The 4,913-nt window shown below is 60.6% G+C and carries 4 protein-coding genes; all 4 read right to left on the bottom strand.

Annotation, left to right across the window (positions count from 1 at the left end; genetic code table 11):
* Positions 1 to 235: 235 nt before the first annotated feature.
* The 4 genes from QMX88_RS28755 to QMX88_RS28740 all read right to left on the bottom strand — a co-directional run bounded on the left by QMX88_RS28755 (position 236) and on the right by QMX88_RS28740 (position 4,677).
* Positions 236 to 1,060, bottom strand: coding sequence for an ABC transporter permease (locus tag QMX88_RS28755; protein ID WP_065991348.1), 825 nt, complete (start codon positions 1,058 to 1,060; stop codon positions 236 to 238).
* A gap of 11 nt (positions 1,061 to 1,071) precedes the next feature.
* The gene (locus QMX88_RS28750; protein ID WP_282373634.1) at positions 1,072 to 2,319 is read right to left on the bottom strand and encodes an ABC transporter permease; all 1,248 of its coding nucleotides are present in this window, start codon (positions 2,317 to 2,319) and stop codon (positions 1,072 to 1,074) included.
* 111 nt (positions 2,320 to 2,430) lie between these two features.
* Entirely contained in the window at positions 2,431 to 3,462 is a 1,032-nt protein-coding gene (locus tag QMX88_RS28745) for a polyamine ABC transporter substrate-binding protein (protein ID WP_282373633.1), read from the bottom strand.
* A 90-nt stretch (positions 3,463 to 3,552) separates the two neighbouring features.
* Positions 3,553 to 4,677 carry an ABC transporter ATP-binding protein gene (locus tag QMX88_RS28740; protein ID WP_282373632.1) on the bottom strand — a complete coding sequence of 375 codons (1,125 nt, stop codon included), beginning with the start codon at positions 4,675 to 4,677 and terminating at the stop codon, positions 3,553 to 3,555.
* Positions 4,678 to 4,913 lie beyond the last annotated feature (236 nt).

The following is a 4,913-nucleotide window of genomic DNA, read 5'->3' as shown; positions in this document are numbered from 1 at the left end:
GGCTTTAGCCGGGAAGAGGCCCGCGTGTACACCGTCCATTTTGCAGTGTGACGCAGGCCGCCTTCCCGGCTAAAGCCGGTCCCACAAAAAGCATGCGGTGCATGTGTAGGACCGGCTTCAGCCGGGAAGAGGCCCTTGTGTGCGCTATCAATTTTGCGGCGCGGCACCCGACGCATTTTCGGCTAAAACCGGTCCTACCATTCGCGGCCCGGTCAGTTCCTGCGGCGGGGATTGATCATTCCACCGCCGTGCGCAGTTTCTCGCTGCGACCACGCAGCCATTCCAGCACCAGCAGCAGCACCACTGAGAAGCCGATGAGCAAGGTGGCGGCGGCGGCAATCGTCGGGCTGAGGTTCTCGCGGATGCCGCTGAACATCTGCCGGGGCAAGGTCGCCTGGCCCGGGCCTGCGAGGAACAGCGTGACCACCACTTCATCGAACGAGGTCGCGAAGGCGAACAGCGCCCCGGAGATCACACCCGGTGCAATCAGCGGCAGGGTCACACGCCGAAACGCTGTGGTGGGCGAAGCGCCCAGACTCGCCGCTGCGCGCACCAAGTTGTAATTGAAGCCCTGCAACGTGGCCGACACCGTAATGATCACGAACGGCACACCCAGCACGGCGTGCACCAGGATCAGCGAGATATAGCTGTTGCCCAGCCCCAGCGGCGCAAAAAACAAGTAGCTCGCCACCCCGACAATCACCACCGGCACCACCATCGGCGAAATAACCAGCGCCATTACCAGCGCCTTGCCGGGGAAGTTGCTGCGCGTCAGACCGATGGCCGCCAACGTCCCGAACCCCATCGCCAGCACCGTGGCGGCTGGCGCGACGATCAGGCTGTTCTTCAGGGCGCGCATCCACTCTGCCGAGCCGAAAAAGTCCTGATACCAGTGCAGAGAAAACCCCTGCAGCGGGTAGACCAGAAAGCTGCCGGAGTTGAACGACAGCGGCACGATCACCAGCACCGGCAGCACCAGAAACAACAGAATCAACCCGCACAGCGTGCGCAGCGTGTAATGCCAGACCCGCTCGATGGGCGAGGAATAAGGGCTCAACATGATCGTTCTCCTCAGCTCAGACGCAGGCGGCTGGCGCCGACCAGCCAGTTATAGATCAGGTACAGCACGACGGTCGCCAGCAGCAACAACCCGCCCAGCGCCGTCGCCATGCCCCAGTTGATGCTGGTGTTGGTGTAGAACGCCACGAAATAACTGACCATCTGATCGTTCGGGCTGCCCAGCAGCGCCGGGGTGATGTAGTAACCGATGGCGAGGATGAACACCAACAGACAGCCCGCGCCCACACCGGCGTAGGTCTGCGGGAAATACACGCGCCAGAAACTCGCGAACGGGTTGCAGCCCAGGGAGATCGCGGCGCGCATGTAGGTCGGCGAGATGCCTTTCATCACGCTGTAGATCGGCAGGATCATGAACGGCAACATGATGTGCACCATCGAGATGTAAACGCCGACCCGGTTGAACACCAGCTCCAGCGGTTTATCGATGATGCCCATGGCCATCAGCGCGCCGTTGATCAGGCCGCTCGATTGCAGCAACACAATCCAGGCGGCGACGCGCACCAGGATCGACGTCCAGAAGGGCAGCAGGACCAGAATCATCAACAGGTTGCTCTGCCGTGCAGGCAGATTGGCTAGCAGGTACGCCAGCGGATACGCCAGCAGCAGGCAGATCACGGTGATCACCAGGCCCATCCAGAAAGTGCGGGCGAAGATGTCGATGTAAATCGCCTGATCAGGTGTCGCTGGCGCCACTTCACCGAGGTCATCGATGCGGTGGTCGACAGCGGCCAGCAAGTAATAGGGGGTAAAGCTTGAGGTGTTGCGGCGGATCGCCTGCCAGTACGCGGGATCGCCCCAACGTTCATCGATGGCTTCCAGCGCCTCCTTATAAGAAGCCGGTTCTTCCTTGAATGGCATGGCGCGGGCAGTTTTCGCCAACAGGCTACGGTAGCCCGCCAACTCCTGGTTCAAGCGCTTGGACAGATCGCCCAGCGTCTGATTCTTGCGTGCTTCGGCCAGGTCCTGGCTCGCGGCTTTGTACACCGCCTCAGGCGGCAGCCCCTTGCCGTCCCATTTCGCCACTTCGACCACAGTGAGCGGCATGCCACCCACCACTTCCGGGTTGCTGACGCTTTTGTAGAGCAGTGCCGCGATCGGCACGAGAAACACCAGCAACAGGAAGATCACCAATGGCGCGATCAACGCCTGAGCCTTCCAGCGATTGACGCGCTCGGCACGGGCCAGGCGTTGCTTCAGGGTCGGGCTGGCGCCTTCAGTCAGGGGCACGGCGATGGCCATAGTGAACTCCGAAATCTTTGAACAAAGAGCGCGTCCTCTGCCCTGCTTTCAGACAGGTCAGACGACGCACCCGGATCTAACTCACAACGAAGCGCTTACTGGGCAGTGCTCTTATTTGGCGGCCCAAGAGTTGAAGCGCTGTTCCAGCGACTCACCGAAGTCGGCCCAGAATTTCACGTCGATCTGCACCTGATCCTTGATGTTCTCAGGGGTGGTCGGCATGTTTTTCAGGGTGTCAGCGCTCAGCAATGGGACCGCGCCAGTATTGGCCGGGCCGTAAGCGATGTTTTCGGAATAGGTCTTTTGCTGCTCTGGCTTGAGGGAGTAAGCGATGAACTTCTTCGCTTCTTCGGCGTTTTTTGCGCCCTTCGGAATGGCCCATGCGTCGAAGTCATACACGCCGCCGGTCCAGACCACTTTCAGGTTGCTCTCTTTCTGCACGGCAGCGATGCGACCGTTGTAGGCCGAGCTCATCACGACGTCGCCCGATTGCAGATATTGAGGCGGCTGTGCGCCCGCTTCCCACCACTGAATGCTTGGCTTGAGCTTGTCGAGCATCTTGAAGGCGCGGTCTTGGCCTTCCTTGGTCGCCAACACTTTGTAGACGTCTTTCGGCGCAACGCCGTCGGCCATCAGGGCAAATTCCAGGGTGTATTTGGCGCCCTTGCGCAGGCCACGTTTGCCCGGGAATTTCTCGGTGTCCCAGAAATCAGCCCAACCGGTTGGTGCGGATTTCAGCTTGTCGGCGTTGTAGGCCAGCACGGTGGACCAGACGAAGAAGCCTACGCCGCACTCGGAAATTGCGCCCTTGACGTAGCTGTCCTTGTTGCCGAGATCAACCGAGGCCAGCGACTCGAACATGTCTTCGTCACAGCCGCGGGACAGCTCTGGCGACTCCACTTCCACCAGATCCCAGGTCACGCTCTTGGTGTCGACCATGGCTTTGACCTTGGCCATCTCACCGTTGTATTCGCCGGCGATGATCTTGCCGTTGCCGGCTTTTTCCCACGGCGCGTAGAAGGCCTTTTCCTGGGCCGCCTTGTTCGCGCCACCGAAGGAAATGACCGTCAGGTCCGCTGCCATGGCTTGCGCCGCGCACATCATGCCGACCGATAAGGCGGTGAGCTTCAATGTCTTGAGCATCAGTTTTTCTCTCCACGAACAATGTTGGTTAAGCGATGGGGCGATTTGGCTCGCCTCTGGGTTCTTCGGTTGACGCGTAACGCGGGTGTATCAATGTGCATCCAGCAACGGGTCCAGCGCGCGCGCGTGCTCGACCTGCCATCCAATGGGCACGACATCGCCAACGCTCAGCGCCGGATCCAGCTCGGCGATGGGCTGCTTGACGAAGAAGTCGGTTTTACCGGCCACTTCCAGGCGCACTCGCACGTGGTCGCCCAAGTAGATGAATTCGGCAACACGGCCGGAGAAGCGGTTGACGCAACTCTCGCTGCGGCCGTTGAGGTTTACGCGCTCGGGACGAATAGAGAGCGTGACCGGGCTGCCGGTGGCGCCGACGTTGATCGCCAGCGCTTCGACTTTTTCGCCGCGTGCCAGGCCCACTACACAACGGTCGCCGCTCTGGGTGAGCAAGGTGCCGTTGATGCGGTTGTTCTCGCCAATGAAGTTCGCGACGAAGGTGTTTTTCGGCTCTTCGTAGAGGGTGCGCGGCGGGGCGATTTGCTGGATCTCGCCTTGGTGGAACACCGCGACGCGGTCGGACATGGTCAGCGCTTCGCCCTGATCGTGGGTGACGTAAACGACGGTCACGCCCAGTCGCTGGTGCAGATGTTTGATTTCCATCTGCATGTGCTCGCGCAGTTGCTTGTCGAGCGCACCGAGGGGTTCGTCCATCAGCACCAGCTGCGGCTCGAACACCAGCGCGCGGGCCAGTGCCACCCGTTGCTGCTGGCCACCCGACAACTGCGCGGGGTAGCGATGGGCGAAGGTGCCGAGCTGGACCATGTCGAGGGCACGTTTGACCTTTTCGGCCACGTCGGTCTTGCTCATGCCGCGCACCGACAGCGGGAACGCGAGGTTCTCAGCGACCGTCATGTGCGGGAACAGCGCGTAGTTCTGGAACACCATGCCGATGTCGCGCTTGTGCGGCGGCACATTGTTGATCGAGCGGCCGGCCAGCAAAATCTCGCCAGCGGTGGGCGTCTCGAACCCGGCGAGCATCATCAGGCTGGTGGTTTTGCCGGAGCCGGACGGCCCGAGCAGGGTGAGGAATTCGCCTTTGCAAATATCCAGGTTGAGGTCTTTGACGATCAGGGCTTCGCCGTCGTAGCTCTTTTGCACACCGCGAAAGCTGACCAGAACATCACTCGCCCCAGCGCTTGAATCGACGTTGCTCATTGCCCACACCTTTGTTTGATCCACCGTAGGGATCAAACATAGATGAGCCTGAAGGCCGCGCAAATCGGGGCGTGAGAGAGAATGACCTAGGCGGGGTGGAAGGTTTCGGGTAGGGATTGCCCTACAGGGATGGCGGGGATAGGTATGTGGCCCGAAAGTTATTTATGGCTTGGTCTGGCGTCTTCGCGAGCAAGCTCACTCCTACAGGGGATCGCAATAACCTGTAGGAGTGAGCT

The sequence above is a fragment of the Pseudomonas sp. PS02290 genome, from assembly GCF_029960075.1.
In the GTDB taxonomy this organism is placed as follows: domain Bacteria; phylum Pseudomonadota; class Gammaproteobacteria; order Pseudomonadales; family Pseudomonadaceae; genus Aquipseudomonas.
Note: the sequence above shows the minus strand (reverse complement) of the source record. Positions and strands in the feature narration are given on the sequence as shown.

Excerpts from the sequence above, each read along its gene's own strand:
- QMX88_RS28755 (WP_065991348.1), bottom strand. The coding sequence starts at position 1,060 with ATGTTGAGCCCTTATTCCTCGCCCATCGAGCGGGTCTGGCATTACACG.
- QMX88_RS28750 (WP_282373634.1), bottom strand. The coding sequence starts at position 2,319 with ATGGCCATCGCCGTGCCCCTGACTGAAGGCGCCAGCCCGACCCTGAAG.
- QMX88_RS28740 (WP_282373632.1), bottom strand. The coding sequence starts at position 4,677 with ATGAGCAACGTCGATTCAAGCGCTGGGGCGAGTGATGTTCTGGTCAGC.
- QMX88_RS28745 (WP_282373633.1), bottom strand. The coding sequence starts at position 3,462 with ATGCTCAAGACATTGAAGCTCACCGCCTTATCGGTCGGCATGATGTGC.